Below are 21,351 nucleotides of genomic sequence, written 5' to 3'. Positions count from 1 at the left end.
TGACAGCAAAAAGTGTTCCTTTGAGATCTTGTGCCGGATTAAATCTTAAATCTGGCACATAACCCTGTGGGAGCTGCGGTGCGACGATTCGACTTGCCAGCGATGGCTGCCTGACAGTCAACAAAGATGTTGGATGTACCGACCTCATCGCTGGCAAGCCAGCTCCCACAGGAATTGCATTTCACATTCGAAAGAAAGGGATCAGGCGTACTGCGCGGCAGCGTAACCGGAGGCCCAGGCCCACTGGAAGTTGAAGCCGCCCAAGTGGCCGGTGACGTCGAGCACTTCGCCAATGAAGTACAGGCCAGGGCTTTTCAGCGATTCCATGGTCTTGGACGACACTTCGCGGGTATCAACGCCACCGAGCGTTACCTCGGCAGTCCGGTAACCCTCAGTGCCCGCCGGCACGACTTTCCAGCTGCCGAGTTTCTCGGCAATGTCCGCCAGTTCCGCGTGGGTGTATTGCTTCATCGGCTTGGACACGAACCAATTATCCGCCAACAGGTTGGCCATCTTCTTGGTGAAGATCTCACCCAGCAACGTTTTCAGCTCGCTGTTCGGGCGCTCGGTCACTTGCTGTTGCAGCCAGCTCGCGGCGTCGTGATCCGGCAGCAGGTTGATTTCCACCGTGTCGCCAGATTCCCAGAACGACGAGATCTGCAAAATCGCCGGGCCGCTAAGGCCGCGATGGGTAAACAGAATGTTCTCGCGGAAGCTCTGGTCGTTGCAGCTGACCAGACAATCCACCGAAGTGCCGGACAACTCGGTGCACAGTTCTTTGAGCTGATCGGTGATGGTGAACGGCACCAGACCGGCGCGGGTTGGCAGCAGTTCATGACCGAATTGTTTGGCCACTTGATAACCGAAACCGCTGGCGCCGAGCGTCGGGATCGACAGCCCGCCAGTGGCGATCACCAGCGACTGGCACTGGACCTGGCCGAGGGTGGTGTCGAGCAGGTAACCGTTTTCGACTTTCTCGATGGTCTGGATCGACGTGTCGAGGTGCAGTTCGACGCCGACCTGATCGCACTCCGTCAGGAGCATTTCGAGGATGTCGCTGGATTTGTTATCGCAGAACAGCTGACCGAGTTTTTTCTCGTGGTATGGCACGGCGTGCTTCCCGACCATGCCGATGAAGTCCCACTGGGTGTAGCGCGCCAGTGCGGATTTGCAGAAATGCGGATTTTGCGAGAGGAAATTGCTCGGTTCGGTGTACATGTTGGTGAAATTGCAACGGCCACCGCCCGACATCAGGATTTTCTTGCCAGCCTTGTTCGCGTGGTCAAGCAGCAACACCTGACGCCCACGCCCGGCGGCGGTCAGTGCACACATCAACCCAGCGGCGCCAGCGCCAATGATCACGACTTCGGTAGAGCGCAAAACGGTGTCCTCACACAATGATCGTTCCCACGCTCTGCGTGGGAATGCCGCCATGGACGCTCTGCGTCCGTTGTTATGTGACGCGGAGCGTCACGGGATGCATTCCCACGCAGAGCGTGGGAACGATCAGGTCAGAGGATGCGCACGCGCAGCGAACGGCCCTTGATCTTGCCGTCGTTCAGGCGCTGCAAGGCCTGCATGGCCACGGTGCGGTCCACGGCTACATAAGCCTGGAAGTCGAAGATCGCGATCTTGCCAACCTGCGCACCCGGAATGCCGGCGTCACCAGTCAGTGCACCGAGAATGTCGCCCGGACGCACCTTGTCTTTACGGCCAGCACCGATGCACAGCGTGGTCATCGGCGGCTGCAGCGGCGCGAGGCCCTGGGACTTGAGGTTATCGACCTGATCCCAGTTCAGCGGCGACTTCTGCAACTGTTCGATGGCTTGCGCGCGATGCGCTTCGCCCGGAGCCACCAGGCTGATCGCGATGCCTTTCTCGCCAGCACGACCGGTACGGCCAACGCGGTGAATGTGGATTTCCGAATCGCGGGCCAGTTCGACGTTGATCACCATGTCCAGCGCATCGATGTCCAGACCACGGGCGGCAACGTCGGTGGCAACCAGTACCGAAGTACTGCGGTTGGCGAACATCGCCAGCACTTGATCGCGGTCACGCTGTTCCAGATCGCCGTGCAGGCCGACGGCGGAAATGCCCTTGGCGGTCAGGTGATCAACGGTTTCCTGCACTTGCTGCTTGGTGAAGCAAAACGCTACGCAGGACGCCGGGCGGAAGTGGTGCAGGACTTTGGTCACTGCGCTCATGCGATCTTCCGGAGAAATCTCGTAGAAGCGCTGCTCGATCTGCGTGTCATCGTGGAAGGCTTCGGCTTTCACCGTTTGCGGATCACGCATGAACTTCGACGCCAGTTGCTTGATGCCTACCGGGTAAGTCGCGGAGAACAGCAAGGTCTGACGACGCTCCGGAGTCTTGACGATGATGTCTTCGATGGCGTCGTAGAAACCCATGTCGAGCATGCGATCGGCTTCGTCGAGGATCAGCGTGTTCAGGCCATCGAGGACCAGCGAACCTTTGCGCAAGTGCTGCTGAATGCGTCCCGGGGTGCCGACGATGATGTGCGCGCCGTGCTCCAGCGAAGCGATCTGCGGGCCGAACGAGACGCCGCCGCACAGGGTCAGGACCTTGATGTTGTCTTCGGCACGGGCCAGACGACGGATTTCCTTGGCGACCTGGTCGGCCAGCTCACGCGTCGGGCAGATCACCAGCGCCTGGCAACCGAAGTAGCGCGGGTTGATCGGGTTCAGCAGGCCGATGCCGAACGCGGCGGTCTTGCCGCTGCCGGTCTTGGCCTGGGCGATCAGGTCCATCCCCTTGAGGATCACCGGCAAGCTCTGCGCCTGGATCGGCGTCATCTGGGCATAACCGAGGGATTCGAGGTTAGCCAGCATGGCGGCGGACAGCGGCAGAGTATTAAAAGCGGTGGCGATGGTGGTCACGGGACTGGCCTGCAAAACAAAATGTCGCGCAGTGTAGCAGCCCCGTGCCACTTTCCTCGAAAGTTCTGGACGAACAGTGATTAATGTTCGATGTGTTCTTCCGGACGTTTGGCGCGGCGGCCGTCTTCTTTCGACAGTTGCGAGAAGATCGTCGCCGCCAGCATCGCCATGATGCCGACGGTGACGAAGGTCAGCTGGAAGGCACCCAGCACCGTTTCGACACCATCGTTGCCGATCTCCGCAGTAAACCCGCCAAGCAACGCACCGGCGCAGGCAACCCCGAGACTCAACGACAACTGCGCCACCACCGAGAGCAAACTGTTGCCGCTGCTGGCGCTGGCATCGTCGAGATCAATCAACGTCACCGTGTTCATCGCAGTGAACTGCAACGAGTTGATCGCGCCTAGCACTGCCAGCAGGCACAGCAACAGCCAGTACGGCGTCTGTTCGCTGACCAATCCCATGCTCGCCAGCATGATCCCCAGTGCCAAGGTGTTGCCGGTCAGCACAATGCGATAACCCAAACGCTCGATCAGTGGGCGCGCCACCCACTTGGCGATCATCGCCGCAGCGGCCAGCGGCAGCATGCTCATCCCCGCTTGCGACGGCGAATAACCCAGCGCCACTTGCAGCAGCAGCGGCACCAGAAACGGCAGTGCACCGCTGCCCAAACGCGCGAACAGGTTGCCGAGAATACCGACGGCAAAGGTGCGGGTCTTGAACAACGACGGTGCGAACAGCGGGTTTTCGATGTGCCCGGCGCGCAACCAATACGCCGCCAGACAGGCCATGCCACCGAACAGCAGCAACATCACGCGCAGGTGCGGCAGGTGCAGTTCACCGAGGCCTTCCATGGCGATGGTGATCAGAATCATCGCCGCGCCGAACAGCAGAAAACCCAGGCTATCGAAGCGCGTACGTTCACTGCCGCGCAGGTCGGGAATGAATTTCCACACCGCGTAGCAGCCGATGACGCCGACCGGCAGGTTGATCAGAAAGATCCAGTGCCACGTCAGGTATTCGACCATCCAGCCGCCCATGGTCGGGCCGATCAAAGGGCCGAGCAGGCCGGGGATGGTGATGAAACCCATGATCCGCACCAGCTCGGATCGCGGATAAGCGCGAAGTACGACGAGTCGCCCGACCGGCAGCATCAGCGCGCCGCCGAGGCCCTGGATGACACGGGCGCCGATCAGCATGCTCAGGCTGCTCGACAGTGCGCAAAGCAGTGAGCCGAAGCTGAACAGCAGGATCGCGCCGAAGAAGATTTTCTTGGTGCCGAAGCGGTCGGCGATCCAGCCTGAAGCGGGGATCAGCAAGGCCACGGTGAGCATGTAGGCGATGATCACGCCCTGCATGCGCAAGGGGTCTTCGGCGAGATCGCGGGCCATGGCCGGCAGGGCAGTGTTAAGAATGGTGCCGTCGAGGGACTGCATGAAGAAAGCGATGGCGACGACCCAAGGCAACCAGCGGGCGGTGATGGCGTCGAGAGGCGGGCGGTTGGGCATGGAACCTCTTGTTGTCTGTTTGATGATCGTTCCCACGCTCTGCGTGGGAATGCCTCAACGGACGCTCGGCGTCCGCTTTTGGCTGGGACGCAGAGCGTCCCCGGCTGCATTCCCACGCAGAGCGTGGGAACGATCGCCGTCAGAGGGTCAAGGTCAAACGGCTAACCAGCGCCCCCGGCAGCAACGCCGACGACGTATTGCGCTGGCTGTACGTGCTCGCCGACAGCAGCAATTCGCGCTCGGCGGTCAACGCTTCCAGCTGCGAACCGAGCAAGCTGTAAGCACTGTCGTCAAAACGCATGGTGCTGACCGGCGCCTGAATCTCGCCGTTCTCGACCCAGAAGGTCGCGAAGCGGGTCATGCCGGTCATGCGCGCCGCCGGTTGATCCGAGAAGTTCAGGTACCACAGGTTGCTGATGTACAACCCGGTGCCCAACTGCTTGAGGATCTCTGCTTGCGACAGATCACCGGCTGCCATGTTCAACGCACTCGGCGATTCACCGCCGCTGGCGCCGTTGGCGGTCAGACCATATTCAGCGGCACTGCGCGAACCGACCAGTTGATCGCCAGCCTTGCCTTCGACGATCAAACGCAGATCGCTGCGCGGATACCCTTCGCCGGAAAACGCCGGGCTCAACGATTCGCTGACCTTTTCGTCCAGCGACACCAGCGGACTGAACGCCTGATCGCCGACATAGAGTTTCTGCAACGGGCTGCTCTTGCTGGCAATCGACTGAGCCGAAAATCCGCCCCAGCTCAGCATGCCCATGATTTCTTCCAGTGCCGCCGGTGCCAGGTACGCGCGGTATTGCCCCGGCGCCAGGGTGCGCAGTGGACGACCGAGAAACTCCAGTTGCTCGCGGGCCTGGCCGAAGCGCTTGGCAAAGCCTTCGCTGCTCCAGTCATGCCCGGCGTAGCTGGCTTTCACCGCTTCGCCGTTCTCGTGGAACAGGCTGAAGTCGAAATTGAAACTGTTGGCCTGATGCCAACCAAACGCCCCCGAAGAACTGGCGAAACCACGGCTGATCGGACCGGCTGCGTAGAAACCCACCAAGTCCAGACCTTCAGCGGCGGCGCAGATTTCATCGACCACCTGTTCAGTGTCCGGCAGCGGATGTTCCTGAACGTTCTTGCTCTGCCAGCCATTATGGTTGAGCAGCAGATACGGATCCTGCGGCAGCAGCGGCAGAGTTTCGCGCAGTTGTTGCAGACCTTCGGCGAGGCGTTGCAGGTCGCCTTCCTGATCACCGGACAGGGTGACCTGCAGGTCAGCGTGACGCCCGTCGTTGATCAGCTTGAGGACAATACTGGCCTGCTGAACTTGCCCGGCCTGACGCACTTTGGCGTGGTTGAAACGCACGAACGCTGAAGATTCGGCGGCATAGCTGAGGGTGAACTGCTCCGGCTCGCGGACGCTGTCGCGCAGCCACTCGACCATGACCTTGAAGGCGTCGGACTGACTCTTCGAAATGCTCATCAGGCGTCTCCCCCAAACACATCAACGTTGCTGAATACGCAGGCCGGCGAAGCGTGGCCGACGCGGATCACCTGATTCGGTTCGCCCTTGCCGCAGTTCGGCGTGCCCAGCACCTTGACGGTGTTGGCGTCGCCGACGGCGCGCAGGCTTTTCCAGAAGTGCGCGGAAATCGCCCGGTAGTTCGGATTTTTCACCACGCCTTTGAGTTCACCGTTTTCGATCAACTGACCCCATTCGCAGCCGAACTGGAATTTGTTGCGCGCATCATCAATCGACCACGATCGGTTGGTGCTCATCAAAATGCCGTGCTCGATGCCTTTGATCAACTGCTCAAGCGGCTGGTCGCCGGGTTCGATATTGAGGTTGGCCATGCGGTCGATCGGTGCGCGGTTCCAACCGCAGGCGCGACTGTTGGCGACACCGTCCAGGCCCGCGCGGTATTGCGACAGCGCACCGCCCAGCGGACGCAGCAGCAGCCCTTCGCGAATCAGAAACTGTTTGCTGGCCTCGGTGCCGTCGTCGTCATGGCCGTAGCTGGCGAGTTCTTCGGGGATGCCCGGATCGAACGTCACGTTGAGCAGTTTCGAGCCGTATTGCAGGCTGCCGAAGTCGCTGGCTTTGACGAAACTGGTGCCGGCGTAATTGCGCTCGTCGCCGAGGATGCGGTCGAGCTCCAGCGGGTGGCCGATGGATTCGTGGATCTGCAGCATCATCTGATCCGGCATCAACAGCAGGTCTCGCGGGCCTTGCGGGGTGTTCGGCGCGAGCAGCAGTTGCAGCGCCTGATCGGCGACTTGCGGGCCGGCGCCGATCAGTCCGCAACGGCTGATCACGTCCGCGCCGCCCTGTTGGCCGAAGTTTTCGCGGCCGAGGCTGCGGGTCTGGCTGTCGTTGCCGTCGTAGGCGGTGACGTCGAGGCTTGGATAGACGAAGCGCTGGGCCTGGCGCAATTCGGCCCCGGCGCTGCTCAGGTAGATCTGTTCGACGTGGGTGATGCCGATGCTCACTTCCCAGTTCACCAGGCGCTCATCCTTTGGCACCGAGGCGGATTCCGCGCCGAGCAGCTCGAAGCATTCGCTCAGGGACGGGAAGGGCTGTTCGAGATTGGGCGAAAAGTAATCAGCGCGGTCGCTGGACACTGGCTGATCGCGCAGGTCGAGCAAGGCGTGCGGCTTGAGGCGGCGGGCCTGAGTTTCGGCGCGTTCTAGTGCGGCTTGCAGGCCTTGTTGCGACAGGTCGTTGGTCGCGGCATACGCCTCAACACCGTTGACGCGAACGGTGAGCATCGCGCCCTCGTCACGGCTCAGGCTCGGCGGTTCGGCGACGTTCTTGCGCACCGACAGGTACTGGCCGGACTCGCGCACATACCGCAGGGAAAAGAACTCAGCGCCCGTGCGCAAGGCAGCGAAGCGCTGCTTGAGCTGGGGGTGGAAATCGAACATTCGGGAACCTCCTTGTCAGGGGGAAGCGGTAGAGCGGCGGCGGGGAGGGTGTGAAACGGTTGCGCGAGGTCTAGAGTAGGCCTGCGTGGGGGTAGGATCAAGTGAAGAGGGGGTGTAGGGGGATTTACTGTGCAGCGGGGGAATTTGTGCTGAATGTGAGGGCCCCATCGCTGGCAAGCCAGGCTCCCACAGGTTTTTTGCTGAACACATTATGTGTGAACGACGCAAAACCCTGTGGGAGCTGGCTTGCCAGCGATTAGCCGTGACGCGGTGTTACGGTTTTACTGAGCAGCCGGGGTGATATCACGCATAGGCTTGCCCTTGACCGGTGCATCGCCCGCGACGTAGTACGGCGCGGTGCTGCGTGGCAGCGGCTGGCGGCCACGGATCTTGTCGGCGATTTTCTCGGCGATCATGATCGTCGGCGCGTTCAGGTTACCTGTGGTGATGATCGGCATGATCGAGGCATCGACCACACGCAGGCTCTGCATGCCGTGCACGCGACCTTCGCCATCGACCACAGCCATCTCGTCGGTGCCCATCTTGCACGAGCAGGACGGGTGGAACGCGGTTTCGGCGTGCTCGCGGATGAACTTGTCGAGTTGCTCATCGGTTTGCACTTCGATGCCCGGGCTGATTTCGCGGCCACGGTATTGATCAAGTGCCGGCTGCTGCATGATTTCACGGGTCAGGCGGATGCCGTCGCGAAATTCCTGCCAGTCCTGCTCGGTGGCCATGTAGTTGAACAGGATGCTCGGGTGCTGGCGCGGGTCTTTCGACTTGGCCTGGATGCGACCACGGCTTGGTGAGCGCATGGAACCCATGTGCGCCTGGAAACCGTGCTCTTTCACACCGTTGCTGCCGTTGTAGTTAATCGCCACCGGCAGGAAGTGGTACTGGATGTTCGGCCATTCGAATTCCGGACGCGAACGGATGAAACCGCCGGCTTCGAACTGGTTGCTGGCGCCGATGCCGGTGCCGTTGAACAGCCATTCGGCACCGATGGCCGGCTGGTTGTACCAGAGCAGCGACGGGTACAGCGAAACTGGCTGAGTGCACGCGTATTGCAGGTACAGCTCAAGGTGATCCTGCAGGTTTTCACCGACGCCCGGCAGATCGTGAACGACCGGGATATCGAGCGACTTCAGCAGTTCGGCCGGGCCGACACCGGAACGCTGCAGAATCTGCGGCGAAGCGATGGCGCCGGAGCACAGCAGAACTTCCTTGCGTGCTTTGACTTCAACGCGCTCTTCAGCATCGCCGACCAGGTAACGCACGCCGACCGCACGCTTGCCTTCAAACAGAATCTTGTCGGTCAGGGCGTGGGTGACAATGGTCAGGGTCGAGCGCTTCTTGGCGGTGTCGAGGTAGCCACGGGCGGTGGAAGCACGACGGCCGTTTGGCGTCACGGTGCGGTCCATCGGGCCGAAGCCTTCCTGTTGATAACCGTTCAAGTCTTCGGTGCGCGGGTAACCGGCTTGCACGCCAGCTTCAACCATGGCGTGGAACAGCGGATTATTGCCGGCCTTCGGCGTGGTCACGCTGACCGGGCCTTCGCCACCGTGGTAATCGTTCGGGCCGATGTCGCGGGTTTCGGCTTTGCGGAAGTACGGCAGGCAGTCGAGGTACGACCAGTTTTCCAGGCCTGGCAGTTTCGCCCAGCCGTCGTAGTCCATCGCGTTGCCGCGGATGTAGCACATGCCGTTGATCAGCGAAGAACCGCCGAGGCCTTTGCCGCGACCGCATTCCATCCGGCGGCCATCCATGTGTGGCTCGGCGTCGGTTTCGTAAGCCCAGTTGTAACGACGACCTTGCAGCGGAAACGCCAGTGCAGCCGGCATTTGCGTGCGGAAGTCGAGACGATAGTCAGGGCCGCCTGCTTCGAGCAGCAGAACGGTGACGCCGGCGTCTTCAGTCAGACGGGTCGCCAGGGTGTTACCGGCCGAGCCGGCACCGATGATGATGTAATCGAATTCTTGGGACATTGAATGCACCCTCTTTAGATATGGTCAGGTCTGACCTCGGCGAGTGCTGCGCACTCGAATCGCTGGCAAGTCGAGCCGTCGAACCGCAGCTCCCACAAAGATTGGGGGCTGCCACAGATTTGATGGACGACCCCAAACCTGTGGGAGCTGGCTTGCCAGCGAAGAGGCCTTCGCGGGCAATGCAAATCTCGGGTTAGAACACCGAGACGTAATCGCCCAGCTCGACCTGTACCGATTTGATGCGGGTGAAGTTGTTCAGCGAGCTGATCCCGTTCTCACGACCAACACCCGACTGCTTGTAACCGCCGACCGGCATTTTTGCGTCGGACTCGCCCCAGGCGTTGATCCAGCAGATACCGGCTTCCAGTTGATGAATCACGCGGTGCGCGCGGTTCAGATCTTTGGTGACGATACCGGCGGCCAGGCCGAAGTCGGTGTCGTTGGCGCGGCGGATCACTTCTTCTTCGGTTTCGTAGGAGAGGATCGCCATCACTGGGCCAAAGATTTCTTCACGAACGATGGTCATGTCGTCGGTGCAATCGGTGAACACGGTTGGAGCCACGAATGCGCCTTTGGCGAATTCGCCGTCGGTCAGACGATCGCCGCCGCACAGCACGCGAGCGCCTTGCTCTTTACCCTTGGCGATGTAGCCGAGCACGCTTTCCATGTGCGCGAAGCTGACCAGCGGGCCGAAGTTGGTGTTTTCGTCTTCCGGGTTGCCAACGCGGATGCGTGCAACGCGCTCAACGATCTTGGCTTCGAAGGCGGCTTTCAGGTGCGCCGGAACGAACACGCGAGTGCCGTTGGTGCAGACCTGACCGGAGCTGTAGAAGTTGGCCATCATCGCGGTGTCGGCAGCGCGATCCAGATCGGCGTCGTCGCAGATGATCAGCGGGGACTTGCCGCCCAGTTCCATGGTCACGTCTTTCAGCGACGAAGCCGAAGCGCTGGCCATTACTTTCTTGCCAGTGTCGGTGCCGCCGGTGAAGGAGATTTTTTCGATGCGCGGGTGCTCGGTCAGCCAAGTGCCGACTTCACGGCCGCTGCCGGTCAGTACGTTGAACACACCGTTTGGAACGCCGGCTTCGGTGTAGATCTCGGCCAGTTTCAGGGTGGTCAGCGAAGTGACTTCGCTTGGCTTGAAGATCATTGCGTTACCGGCAGCCAGCGCTGGAGCAGATTTCCACAGCGCGATCTGGATCGGGTAGTTCCACGCGCCGATACCGGCGACAACGCCCAGCGGCTCGCGACGGGTATAGACGAAGGAAGTGTCACGCAGTGGAATCTGCTCGCCTTCGATCGCCGGCACCAGGCCTGCGTAGTATTCCAGCACGTCGGCGCCGGTAACGATGTCGACGTACTTGGTTTCGGAGAAGGATTTACCGGTGTCCAGGGTTTCCAGCGCGGCCAGTTCATCGTTGCGCTCGCGCAGGATGTCGACGGCGCGACGCAGGATGCGCGAACGCTCCATGGCGGTCATCGCGGCCCAGATTTTCTGGCCCTTTTCAGCGCTGACCACGGCGCGCTCGACGTCTTCCTTGGTCGCACGTTGCACCTGTGCGAGGACTTCACCGTTAGCCGGGTTGATGGCTTCGAAGGTGGCATCGCTGCCGGCGTCAGAGTACGCGCCATCGATGTAAAGTTTTTGCAGTTCGAAACGGGCCATAGTGTCCTCGCAAGTGCATTAGTGGTTGGCGTTGACCACCGCGGTGAGGCTGCGGTGGCGTTCAGGGGCCGAGCGTTTTCTGTGTGCTCTAGCTCACCTTCTTGGCCAATTGGAAATCCATGTATTCGTAAGCGATCTGTTGCGCCTGCGCCGTGTCGAAAGCGTCTCCCGACAAAGCGCCGCGCAACCACAAGCCGTCAATCAACGCTGCCAGGCCTCGCGCTGCGCTGCGCGCATCTTCGAGCGGCAACACGCGGCGGAACTCGCAGCACAGGTTGGAATACAGACGGTGATCGTTGATCCGCTGCAACCTGTGCAAAGACGGCTGGTGCATGCTGGTGGCCCAAAAGGCCAGCCAGGTTTTCATTGCCGGGCCATTGACCTGGCTGGCGTCGAAGTTGCCTTCGATGATCACCTGCAGATGCGCCCGTGGGCTGTCATCTGCCAGCGCCTGACGGCGCGCGGTGACGCTCTCGCTGAGGGCGGTCATCAGATACCGCATCGTGGCGGCAATCAGGCCGTTCTTGTCCTGAAAGTAATGACTGATGATGCCATTCGAGACACCGGCCAAACGGGCGATCAGCGCAATGCTGGCGTCCCCCATTCCGACCTGATCGACCGCCTGCAAAGTGGCTTCGATCAGTTGTTGGCGGCGGATGGGTTGCATACCGACCTTGGGCATCTTGCACATCTCCTTAGGCCTTCCGAGCGGCGAATAACGCCTATCGGATTGAGGGCCAGTCTATTTTGTTTTGATTGAACGTTCAATCAACAAAGAATAAGCTCTGCGACAAATCGTCGCTGCCTACAGATTTTTCCTACATGTAAGTGGCGATAAAACCGACATCCGAAAATGCTCGAAACCTGCGTGGGGCATGGCGCGGTTCGCGATTCGATGGACGTGTTGAAAGGGCAAGACGCTCAGGGCCAGGTTTCGGATGAACGTCCGTCCACCTTCGGCCACGAAAGCGATTCGCAGCGCCATTTCGGCAGGTTCGGGCTTTTTTCGGGGTGTCTTTATATCACCCGCCGGTCGGCTGCCAACTAACCGATTGGTCGGGTTCCGTGTTGCCTTGTGTTCTTCTCTCGCACTGCCTGGAGCATTTGTGCCATGAGTTCTGCCTCGCTTATAAAGACCCCGCCCGAGAAGGTGACGGTCAACGGTTGGGTGTTTTACACCTCTACCGCGCTGATTCTGTTGTTGACCGCCATTCTGATTATCGCCCCGCAAGAGGCCGGCAGACTGTTGGGTATCGCTCAGGCCTGGTTGTCGCGCAGCTTCGGCTGGTACTACATGGTGGTGATCGCCGCCTATCTGGTATTCGTCGTCGGTCTGGCGTTTTCCTCGTACGGCAAACTCAAACTGGGCAGCAAGGATGACACCCCGGATTTCAGTTACGGCGCCTGGGCGGGGATGCTGTTCTCGTCGGGTATCGGTATTTCGCTGCTGTACTTCGGCGCGTCCGAGCCACTGGATCACTACTTCAATCCGCCGGAAGGCGCCTCGGCCAGCAACATGGCCGCGCGTCAGGCAGTACAACTGACGTTCCTGCACTGGGGCCTGCACGGCTGGGCGATCTACGCACTGGTCGGTCTGGCCGTGGCGTACTTTGCTTATCGTCATAACCAGCCGCTGGCCCTGCGTTCGGCGCTGTATCCGCTGGTCGGCGAGCGTTGGGTCAAAGGCGCGGCCGGTCACGCGGTGGACGGCTTCGGCATGTTCGTGACCCTGCTGGGTCTGGTGACGAACCTGGGGATTGGTTCGCTGCAAGTGTCGTCGGGCCTGGAAAACCTCTTCGGCATGGAACACAGCAACACCAACCTGTTGATCGTGATCATCGTGATGAGCACCGTGGCGACCATCGCTGCCGTCTCCGGCGTGGAAAACGGCATCCGTCGTCTGTCCAATCTGAACATCGTGCTGTTCAGCGGTCTGCTGATTTTCGTGCTGCTGTTCGGCCCGACCCTGCACCTGCTCAACGGCTTCGTGCAGAACATCGGTGACTACCTCAACGGCGTGGTGCTGAAGACTTTCGACCTGTACGTCTATGAAGGCGACAGCGCCAAGTCCGACCGCTGGTTGGGCCTGTGGACTCTGTTCTACTGGGCGTGGTGGATTTCCTGGGCCCCATTCGTTGGCATGTTCATCGCGCGTATTTCCCGTGGTCGGTCCGTGCGTGAACTGGTCGCCGGCGTATTGCTGATTCCGCTGGGCTTCACGTTGGCCTGGCTGTCGATCTTCGGTAACTCGGCCCTGGATCTGGTGATGAACCAGGGGGCGGTGGAGCTTGGCAAGACGGCGCTGGAACAGCCGTCGATGGCCATCTATCAATTGCTTGAACACTACCCGGCGTCGAAAGTCGTCATCGGTGTGTCGATCTTTGTTGGCTTCGTGCTGTTCCTGACCCCGGCCGACTCTGGCGCGGTGATGATGGCGAATCTGTCCTGCAAGGGCGGCAACGTCGACGAAGACGCGCCGCACTGGCTGCGGATCTTCTGGTCGGTGGTGATCACCCTGGTGACCATCGGTCTGCTGTTTGCCGGTAACTTCGAAGCGATGCAAACCATGGTGGTGCTCGCCGGTCTGCCGTTCTCGGTGGTGTTGATCTGCTTCATGTTCGGCCTGCACAAGGCGATGCGCCAGGACGTGCAGATCGAACAGGAGCAAGCGCAACTGGCGGAGCGCGGTCGTCGTGGTTTCAGCGAGCGTCTGACGCAACTGGATCTGCAGCCGAGCCAATCGGTGGTGCAGCGTTTCATGGACAAGCAGGTCAGCCCGGCGCTGGAAGATGCCACCGCGCAGATGCGTGCGCAGGGTCTGGAAGTGCAGACGCTGTTGGGTAAATCCAAGCGCTGCATGGGCGTGCGCGTCGAGATGGAAGAGGGCAACCCTTTCGTCTACGAAGTCAGCCTGGACGGCTACCTGGCGACGCCGACTGAATCGGTCGAGTCCGATGAAGCGCGCCAGCGTTACTACCGCGCTGAAGTGTATTTGCACAACGGCAGCCAGGATTACGACCTGATGGGCTTCACGCAGGATCAGATCACGCGGGATGTGCTCGATCAGTTTGAAAGCCATCGGCAGCTCCTTGGCCGGGTGTATAGCTAAACCGCTAAATCAAAAGGGGCTCGATTGAGCCCCTTTTGCGATCACGCCGCGATCCTCTCGCGGCGTTTTTGTGTCTGGGGTTCTTAGCCCAGGTTCTTGCCCAGCAACGCGTGATACAGCTCACTGTCGCCCAAGATCCCCACCACATGATTGTTATCGTGCAGCACCAGTTTGTTGCCGGTCTGATAACGAATCTGCAAGGCGTCACGCATGCCGATATTCGAATCCACCAGCGTCGGTTTACGCTCCAGGCCTTCCACCGCTTGCCCCGGTGCCCAGTTCTGCAGGTTCAGCACCGAACCGTTCTGCCGTGCGCCTTTGATGGTGTTGCCTTCGGCCAGATCCAGCCAGGAATCGCCCCCCGGATCGAGGCACACCGAACCGTTGATGCGTTTGCAGTTATCCAGCGTGCGCATCAGGCTGCGGCCGCAGAGCACGTTGAGCGGATTGGTGTGCGCGACAAACGTGCGCACATAGTCGTCCGCCGGGTTCAGCACGATCTCTTCCGGCACGCTGTACTGGATGATCCGGCCGTCCTTCATGATCGCGATGCGGCTACCCAATTTGAGCGCCTCGTCGAGGTCGTGGCTGACGAAGACAATGGTCTTGTTCAGCTTGCGTTGCAGTTCCAGCAGTTCATCTTGCAGACCCTGACGGATCAGCGGATCGAGTGCCGAGAACGGTTCGTCCATCAACAGGATGTCAGCGTCCATCGCCAGCGCCCGCGCCAGACCGACGCGCTGCTGCATGCCGCCAGAGAGTTCGTCAGGCTTCTTGTTGCGCCATTGGGTCAGGCCGACCAGTTCGAGTTTTTCATCGACCAGCTTGCGGCGTTCCTTTTCCGGGCGACCCTGCATTTCCAGACCGAAACTGATGTTCTCGCGCACCGTCAGCCACGGCATCAGGGCGAATTTCTGGAAGACCATGGCGATGCGTTGGGTGCGCATCATTTTCAGTTCGGCCGGGGTGCACGAGGCGATGTCGATCTGTTTGCCTTCATGCTCGACGAACAGCTTGCCACGGCTCACGGTGTTGAGGCCGTTGATGCAGCGCAGCAGGCTCGACTTGCCCGAACCGGACAGGCCCATCAACACGCAGATTTCGCCCTTGTTGATGTCCAGCGTGGCTTTTTCCACGCCGACGATCTGTCCGGTTTTCTTCAGGATTTCGTTGCGGGTCATGCCCTGATCCAGCAGCTTGAGTGCCTCGCGTGGATCCTTGGAGAAGATTACGTCTACGTCTTCGAAGCGAATTATGCTCATGCGTCACCCCCTACTTTGGCGTCGGGTTGTTTGCAGATACGGTCGAGCATGATCGCCAGCAGTACGATCGCCAGGCCCGCTTCGAAGCCCAGGGCGATATCAGCAGTGTTCAGTGCGTTGACCACCGGTTTGCCGAGTCCGTCGGCGCCTACCAGTGCCGCGATCACCACCATCGACAGCGACAGCATGATGCACTGGGTGATGCCGGCCGCGATGCTCGGCATGGCATGAGGCAGTTCGATCCGTGAGAGCAATTGACGACGCGAGCAGCCGAAGGCTTTGCCGGCGTCCATCAGTTCTTGCGGGACATCGCGGATGCCCAGGTAGGTCAGGCGGATCGGCGCAGCGATGGCGAACACCACCGTAGAGATCAGGCCCGGCACCACACCCAGCCCGAAGAGGGTCAGGGTAGGAATGAGGTAAACGAAGGTCGGTACGGTCTGCATCAGATCGAGCACCGGACGCATTAAGGTGTAGAACATCGGTTTGTGCGCGGCGACGATACCCAACGGCACGCCGATGACCACGCAGACCAGGGTCGCGAACAGCACCTGGGCGAGGGTTTCCATGGTTTCCTGCCAGTACCCCAGATTGAGGATCAGCAGAAAGGAAGCAATGACGAAAACGGTCAATCCCCATTTGCGCTGGATGAAATGCGCGAGCAGGGCGATGAGGCCGATCAAGACAAAAGGGTTGAACCAGGTCAGCGCAAACGTCACGCCGTGGATCATCGTTTCCAGGGTCACGGCGATTGCGTCGAAGGTGTTGGCGCCGTGTTGCGTCAACCATTCAACGAAGCCCGCGATGTACTGGCCTAAAGGTATTTTCTGATCAATCAGCATGGTAGTGAACGTCCGCATGCAAGGAAATAAACAGCCCGAGGGAGCAAGCTCCCTCGGCATAAGCGATTACTGATTCAGCTTGGCTTTCACGGCCTCCAGGCCTGGTTTACCGTCAATGGTGGTCACGCCAGCGAGCCAGGTATCGAGCACCTGTGGATTCTTTTTCAGCCAGGCCTTGGCGGCCGCGTCGGGCTTCATCTTGTCGTCGAGGATGTTGCCCATCAGTTCACTTTCCATGTCGACGTTGAACTCCAGATTCTTCAGCAACTGACCCACGTTGCTGCATTCCTCGGCGTAACCCTTGCGGGTGTTGGTCGCCACGGTCGCAGCACCGAAATCAGGGCCGAAGAAATCATCGCCACCGGTCAGGTATTGAATCTTGAAGCGCTTGTTCATCGGGTGCGGCGCCCAGCCGAGGAACACCACGGCGGTGTCGCGTTTCTGCGCGCGATCCACTTGCGAGAGCATGCCCGCTTCCGACGATTCGACGACTTTGAAACCGGCGGTTTTGAGGCCGAAGGCGTCCTTGTCGATCATGCTCTGGATCAGACGGTTACCGTCGTTGCCAGGCTCGATGCCGTAGATTTTGCCGTCGAGTTCTTTCTTGAATTTGGCGATGTCGGCGAAGTCATGCAGACCTTTGTCATACAAGGCTTGCGGCACGGCGAGGGTGTACTTGGCGCCCTTGAGGTTGGTGCGCACGGTTTCCACGGTGCCGGCGTCGCGGTAGGCCTTGATGTCGTTTTCCATGGTCGGCATCCAGTTGCCGAGGAACACGTCCATGTTCTTGCCGTCGGCCAGCGACTTGTAGGTCACGGGCACGGAGATCATGGTGGTTTTGGTCTTGTAGCCGAGGGCGTTGAGCACGACGGAGGTGGTCGCGGTGGTCGCGGTGATGTCGGTCCAGCCGACATCGGAGAAATTAACGGTACTGCATTGCGCCGGTTCTGCGGCTTGCGCCAGTAACGGCAGACTCAGCATGGCGGCCAACAACAACGACGGGGAACCTTTCATGGATGGACTCCTTGGTGTTTTTTTTGGCAGTGTTCCGACTGTGGACCACCGCACTTATAGGTTGCGGTTGGATGGCGTTCTGGAGACAGCTCTGTCACGGCGCCTTGCAATCGAGTCATAACGATCATGTACCAGTGAAAATCTGACGCCTACAGGGGGGGTCGTATCCAGTACAGGGATGGTCGTATCCAGTGTCAGTGACGTCGTTTACAGCTTTTTTTCGCCCCGATTGGCCATCTGAACCGCATGAAAACGGTGAAAACCGGGGTGAAAACGGCGCGGCGCTGGTGGACATGAGTGCGTCGGTGTCAGACGCCGTGCTCCCCGACAAAAGCCTGATGATGCGGGCATTCCGGCGGATCGCAGCTTGAGCGTAGCAGCTCCGCCAGCGGGCGCTTTTGCGTCCCGGACCGGCATCCTCAGGAGCTCTGCAGCAATGGCTATCAGCGTTTTCGACCTGTTCAAAATCGGCATCGGCCCTTCCAGTTCCCACACCGTCGGGCCGATGCGTGCGGCGGCGTTGTTTGTCGAGTCGCTGCGGGACAAGCACCAACTGGAACAGGTGCGTCGTATAGAAGTGCAATTGTTCGGATCGCTGTCGGCCACCGGTATTGGTCACGGTAGCGACAACGCGGTGATCATGGGTTTGATGGGCGAGTGGCCCGACGCAATCGACCCGTCGCAAATCGGCCCACGCATTCAGGCACTGCGTGAAACTCACACACTTTTACTCGATGGTCGCCTGGAGGTGCCTTTCGTCTGGGAACGGGACATGCGCCTGATCGATGAGAACCTGCCATTCCACCCCAATGCGATGACCATTGTTGCCGAGGGCGATCACGCTGAGTTGCATCGCGACACCTACTATTCGGTCGGTGGCGGCTTTGTCGTGGATGAAGCGCAGGCGTCCAGCGGTGTGGTCGATCTGGATCGCACTGAATTGCCTTATGAGTTTTCCAGTGCGGTTGAGCTGCTGGATTTGTGCAAAAAGAACAACCTGCGCGTTGCCGAATTGATGATGGCCAATGAGAAGGTCTGGCGCAGTGAAGAAGAGATCCGCGCCGGGCTGATGAAGCTGTGGCGGGCGATGCAGGATTGCGTCGAGCAGGGCCTCAAACACGAAGGCATCCTGCCCGGCGGGTTGAATGTGCGGCGACGTGCGGCGAAGTTGCATCGCAGTCTGCAGGAGTTGGGCAAGCCCAATGTGATCGGCTCGACGCTCAGTGCGATGGAGTGGGTCAACCTGTTTGCGTTGGCGGTGAATGAAGAGAACGCAGCGGGCGGGCGCATGGTCACGGCGCCGACCAATGGCGCGGCGGGGATCATTCCGGCGGTGTTGCACTACTTCATGAAGTTCAGCGAAGCGGTGACGGACGCCAACGTGGTCGATTATTTCCTCGGTGCGGCGGCGGTGGGGATTCTGTGTAAGAAGAATGCTTCGATCTCCGGCGCCGAAGTCGGCTGCCAGGGCGAAGTCGGTTCGGCGTGCGCGATGGCGGCGGCTGGGCTGGCGGAGATTCTCGGCGCCACACCTGAGCAACTGTGCAACGCGGCGGAGATTGGCCTGGAACACAACCTGGGGCTGACCTGCGATCCGGTCGGCGGTTTGGTGCAAGTACCGTGCATCGAGCGCAATGCAATTGCGGCAGTGAAGGCGATCAACGCGGCGCAGATGGCGTTGCGTGGCGATGGTCAGCACTTTATTTCGCTGGATCGGGTGATCCGTACCATGCGCGATACCGGCGCCGACATGCATGACAAATATAAAGAGACCTCGCGGGGTGGGTTGGCGGTCAGCGCTGTTGAATGCTGAGACCGCATCGGCCTAATCGCGAGCAGGTTCACTCCTACAGGGGAGCGCATTCCAAATGTAGGAGTGAGCCTGCTCGCGATAGCGTCAGACCAGTCAAAATTGCTCATCAAGTGAACACGCATGATCAATCACGCCACCTTTTAGCGCGTCGCAAACAGATAAGAGTCTTTCCCACCTGTTACAGGCCATTCACGCCTCCTACCGTCCGTCACCCGTGCTTGCGGTGACACTCCCCGCAAACTGCGCGCAGGCCAGTTCCCACAAGTGCTACCGATCTGCTCACAGAGGCTGGAGCACGGCTTTCTACTCCGCTGATGGCACTTCGAAATACCTTTCGTCGGATGTCTCGTATAGACACGTCGAGAGGTCGTTTTCAGGAGTTATTGAACGGCCATCCAATTTTAGGCATGGCAATTGCTCTGTCATAACAAAGCCCGTCTCCCACGCGAGAACGATGGCAATAACAAGAGCCTCCGCCTGAGGCCATCACCCGCTTTGTGTGAGGAGATACCGCGATGACGTCGTTCAACTCCGGGGCCCAACCCCAGAACCGTGCGCCTCAATCCATCGGCTTTCTGCTGCTGGACAATTTCACGCTGATTTCTCTGGCCTCCGCCGTAGAACCCCTGCGCATGGCCAACCAATTGTCCGGTCGCGAGCTGTATCGCTGGAGCACCCTCACCGTCGATGGCGGCCAGGTGTGGGCCAGTGACGGTCTGCAAATCACTCCCGACGCTTCCATGCACAAAGCCCCGCCACTGGACACCGTGATTGTCTGCGGCGGCATCGGCATTCAACGCACCGTGACCCGTGAACACGTCTCGTGGCTGCAAAGCCAGGCACGCCAGTCCAAGCGCCTCGGCGCCGTGTGCACCGGCAGTTGGGCACTGGCCTGCGCCGGCCTGCTCGACGGTTTCGATTGCAGCGTGCACTGGGAATGTCTGGCGGCGATGCAGGAAGCTTTCCCGCGCGTGGCCATGAGTACGCGGTTGTTCACCCTCGACCGCAACCGTTTCACCAGCTCCGGCGGCACCGCGCCGCTGGACATGATGCTGCACCTGATCAGTCGCGATCATGGCCGTGAGCTGTCCGCCGCGATCTCGGAAATGTTCGTCTACGAGCGCATCCGCAACGAACAGGATCACCAGCGCGTGCCGCTCAAGCACATGCTCGGCACCAACCAGCCGAAACTGCAGGAAATCGTTGCGCTGATGGAAGCCAACCTCGAGGAGCCAATCGACCTCGACGAACTGGCGGTGTACGTCGCCGTGTCGCGTCGACAGCTGGAGCGGTTGTTCCAGAAGTACCTGCACTGCTCGCCTTCGCGTTACTACTTGAAGCTGCGCCTGATCCGCGCCCGGCAATTACTCAAGCAGACGCCGATGTCGATCATCGAAGTGGCGTCGGTGTGTGGTTTCGTCTCGACGCCGCACTTCTCCAAGTGCTACCGCGAATACTTCGGCATTCCGCCGCGTGACGAACGCGTAGGCTCCAACACCGCCCAGCAAGTGGCGATGTTGCCGCTGCCACAGGCGATCGTGATGTCGCCGCTGTCAGGGCCGATGTCGGCGTTGAGTCAGGCGCGCAATGAGTCGACGTTTGCCAGCGTAAGGCTCTGATGAGGATCGTTCCCACGCTCTGCGTGGGAACGCAGCCCGGGACGCTCTGCGTCCCAAAAGGCCGAACGCGGAGCGTCCGTTGAGGCATTCCCACGCAGAGCGTGGGAAACGATCCGGTGGTCAGCGTCAGGCGCTATGGCTTTGCTGGTAATCGGCCAATGCCGGCAACAACTGCTTGTCGATCGCCTGACGCACCGCCGGCTGGATGCTGGCGCCGCTGGTGTACATGTCCTTGACCATCTTGCGCAGTTCAAACGCACGAACATTATCCAGACCGCGCACCGCGCACTCGCAGGCCTGTTCGGCGGTCGTGCCACTCGGGACTTGAATGCCCAACGCTTTGAGCTGGCCCAACAGATCTTCCTGGTCAATCAAATCGGCGTACATCATCACGCAAATCCTTCTGTGGCATCGGAGGTCGTGGTTTGATTCTGTAAGGCTGGGCGGGGCACGGCAAGGGCGTTTTGTCTGTGTGGCTGGGACGACTATGAACAGGTCGTTTTCGGCTAACTCGATCGAAATGGGAGTGGGCACACTGGCGCAAGCTCGCTTCACGAAGGTTTGGTCACCCTCGCACGGCAGCTCCTCAACAGTAGCTTGCGCCCCGATCCTGTCACGGCTTGCATCGGGGCTTTTTTTGCCTGCTTATAAAAGCAAAGATCGCAGCCTTCGGCAGCTCCTACAGGGAACGCATTCCAATGTAGGAGCTGCCGAAGG

15 protein-coding genes are annotated in these 21,351 nt (G+C 60.1%); 3 read left to right on the top strand and 12 right to left on the bottom strand.

The window, feature by feature from the left end; all coding sequences use genetic code 11:
* Nucleotides 1-201 precede the first annotated feature (201 nt).
* The 8 genes from EJA71_RS16325 to betI form a co-directional block, all read right to left on the bottom strand.
* Nucleotides 202-1,380 carry an NAD(P)/FAD-dependent oxidoreductase gene (locus EJA71_RS16325; protein ID WP_158958452.1) on the bottom strand — a complete coding sequence of 393 codons (1,179 nt, stop codon included), beginning with the start codon at nt 1,378-1,380 and terminating at the stop codon, nt 202-204.
* Between the two features lie 131 nt (nt 1,381-1,511).
* Nucleotides 1,512-2,849: an ATP-dependent RNA helicase DbpA gene (gene dbpA, locus EJA71_RS16320; RefSeq protein WP_230669476.1), complete on the bottom strand. Its 1,338-nt coding sequence runs from the start codon at nt 2,847-2,849 to the stop codon at nt 1,512-1,514.
* Between the two features lie 128 nt (nt 2,850-2,977).
* Nucleotides 2,978-4,405: a multidrug transporter subunit MdtD gene (gene mdtD / locus EJA71_RS16315; RefSeq protein WP_122594733.1), complete on the bottom strand. Its 1,428-nt coding sequence runs from the start codon at nt 4,403-4,405 to the stop codon at nt 2,978-2,980.
* Between the two features lie 139 nt (nt 4,406-4,544).
* Nucleotides 4,545-5,882: a TldD/PmbA family protein gene (locus EJA71_RS16310; protein WP_158958450.1), complete on the bottom strand. Its 1,338-nt coding sequence runs from the start codon at nt 5,880-5,882 to the stop codon at nt 4,545-4,547.
* Nucleotides 5,882-7,324, bottom strand: a complete 1,443-nt coding sequence (locus tag EJA71_RS16305) for a TldD/PmbA family protein (RefSeq protein ID WP_158958448.1) — start codon at nt 7,322-7,324, stop codon at nt 5,882-5,884. The genes EJA71_RS16310 and EJA71_RS16305 overlap by 1 nt, the downstream gene beginning before the upstream one ends.
* Before the next feature lie 281 nt (nt 7,325-7,605).
* Entirely contained in the window at nt 7,606-9,309 is a 1,704-nt protein-coding gene (betA, locus tag EJA71_RS16300) for a choline dehydrogenase (protein WP_158958446.1), read from the bottom strand.
* A gap of 193 nt (nt 9,310-9,502) precedes the next feature.
* On the bottom strand, nt 9,503-10,975 hold the full coding sequence (gene betB, locus EJA71_RS16295; protein ID WP_093429885.1) for a betaine-aldehyde dehydrogenase: 1,473 nt from the start codon (nt 10,973-10,975) through the stop codon (nt 9,503-9,505).
* An 88-nt stretch (nt 10,976-11,063) separates the two neighbouring features.
* Nucleotides 11,064-11,657, bottom strand: a complete 594-nt coding sequence (betI, locus tag EJA71_RS16290) for a transcriptional regulator BetI (RefSeq protein WP_038363121.1) — start codon at nt 11,655-11,657, stop codon at nt 11,064-11,066.
* Between the two features lie 486 nt (nt 11,658-12,143).
* Between betI and EJA71_RS16285 the strand changes: the two genes are divergently transcribed.
* Nucleotides 12,144-14,084, top strand: coding sequence for a BCCT family transporter (locus EJA71_RS16285; RefSeq protein WP_256671763.1), 1,941 nt, complete (start codon nt 12,144-12,146; stop codon nt 14,082-14,084).
* A gap of 83 nt (nt 14,085-14,167) precedes the next feature.
* Here the strand turns inward: EJA71_RS16285 and choV are convergent, their stop codons facing one another.
* The 3 genes from choV to EJA71_RS16270 form a co-directional block, all read right to left on the bottom strand.
* The gene (gene choV, locus EJA71_RS16280) at nt 14,168-15,346 is read right to left on the bottom strand and encodes a choline ABC transporter ATP-binding protein (RefSeq protein WP_158958442.1); all 1,179 of its coding nucleotides are present in this window, start codon (nt 15,344-15,346) and stop codon (nt 14,168-14,170) included.
* The gene (gene choW, locus EJA71_RS16275; protein WP_008085763.1) at nt 15,343-16,188 is read right to left on the bottom strand and encodes a choline ABC transporter permease subunit; all 846 of its coding nucleotides are present in this window, start codon (nt 16,186-16,188) and stop codon (nt 15,343-15,345) included. Before choW ends, choV begins: the two co-directional genes overlap by 4 nt.
* A 66-nt stretch (nt 16,189-16,254) precedes the next feature.
* The gene (locus EJA71_RS16270) at nt 16,255-17,202 is read right to left on the bottom strand and encodes a choline ABC transporter substrate-binding protein (protein ID WP_008085762.1); all 948 of its coding nucleotides are present in this window, start codon (nt 17,200-17,202) and stop codon (nt 16,255-16,257) included.
* A 436-nt stretch (nt 17,203-17,638) separates the two neighbouring features.
* On the opposite strand from EJA71_RS16270, the gene EJA71_RS16265 reads away from it, so the two are divergent.
* Both EJA71_RS16265 and EJA71_RS16260 read left to right on the top strand, forming a co-directional pair.
* The gene (locus tag EJA71_RS16265) at nt 17,639-19,015 is read left to right on the top strand and encodes an L-serine ammonia-lyase (RefSeq protein WP_158958440.1); all 1,377 of its coding nucleotides are present in this window, start codon (nt 17,639-17,641) and stop codon (nt 19,013-19,015) included.
* A gap of 515 nt (nt 19,016-19,530) precedes the next feature.
* A complete protein-coding gene (locus EJA71_RS16260) occupies nt 19,531-20,634 on the top strand; it encodes a GlxA family transcriptional regulator (protein WP_122594743.1) in 1,104 nt (367 codons plus the stop codon).
* A 126-nt stretch (nt 20,635-20,760) separates the two neighbouring features.
* Here the strand turns inward: EJA71_RS16260 and EJA71_RS16255 are convergent, their stop codons facing one another.
* A complete protein-coding gene (locus tag EJA71_RS16255) occupies nt 20,761-21,024 on the bottom strand; it encodes a hypothetical protein (RefSeq protein ID WP_008083190.1) in 264 nt (87 codons plus the stop codon).
* Nucleotides 21,025-21,351 lie beyond the last annotated feature (327 nt).

This window comes from Pseudomonas sp. PB106 (genome assembly GCF_009764645.1).
Lineage (GTDB): Bacteria > Pseudomonadota > Gammaproteobacteria > Pseudomonadales > Pseudomonadaceae > Aquipseudomonas.
Note: the sequence above shows the minus strand (reverse complement) of the source record. Positions and strands in the feature narration are given on the sequence as shown.